The following is a 614-nucleotide window of genomic DNA, read 5'->3' on the forward strand; positions in this document are numbered from 1 at the left end:
TCCGACGAACCCTTATGGATTCTCATCCCCAATCGAAGCGTAAAATTAATGGTGACCCGTAGGGGATTCGAACCCCTGTTACCTCCGTGAAAGGGAGGTGTCTTAACCCCTTGACCAACGGGCCTTATATGGTTGATCCCCGAATAGGACTCGAACCTGGACAACTCGATTGTTATCTACCAATTGAGCTATTAGGGAATATTGGTGGAGCCAAGCGGGATCGAACCGCTGACCTCCTGCTTGCAAGGCAGGCGCTCTCCCAGCTGAGCTATGGCCCCATATTCACCCCAAAAGCGAAGTATGGCTTCGAGGTTTATTATGACCCCGGAACTCACTTTATGAAGTTATATATGGTGGGCCCTAGTGGACTCGAACCACCGACCTCACCCTTATCAGGGGTGCGCTCTAACCAGCTGAGCTAAGGGCCCTTATCTAAGAACAATTATACATGTAGAGATTTAGGCAAAAAAAATTCCCCGAAAGGGGATTGCTTGGCGGCATCCTACTCTCCCAGGACCCTTCGGTCCAAGTACCATCGGCGCTGGAGGGCTTAACGGTCGTGTTCGGGATGGGTACGCGTGGAACCCCTCCGCCATCGCCACCAAACAGGATTT

Annotated in this window: 3 tRNA genes and 1 rRNA gene; all 4 read right to left on the bottom strand. The window is 51.8% G+C overall.

Annotated features, from left to right (window positions below):
- Nucleotides 1–49: 49 nt before the first annotated feature.
- A tRNA-Glu gene (locus tag KJS65_RS29480) sits at nucleotides 50–124 on the bottom strand.
- 78 nt (nucleotides 125–202) lie between these two features.
- Nucleotides 203–278 (bottom strand) — tRNA-Ala (locus KJS65_RS29485).
- Nucleotides 279–351: 73 nt separating this feature from the next.
- A tRNA-Ile gene (locus tag KJS65_RS29490) sits at nucleotides 352–428 on the bottom strand.
- Between the two features lie 61 nt (nucleotides 429–489).
- Nucleotides 490–606 (bottom strand): 5S ribosomal RNA (rrf, locus tag KJS65_RS29495).
- Nucleotides 607–614: the final 8 nt, after the last annotated feature.

Source organism: Paenibacillus sp. J23TS9, from assembly GCF_018403225.1.
In the GTDB taxonomy this organism is placed as follows: domain Bacteria; phylum Bacillota; class Bacilli; order Paenibacillales; family Paenibacillaceae; genus Paenibacillus_AQ.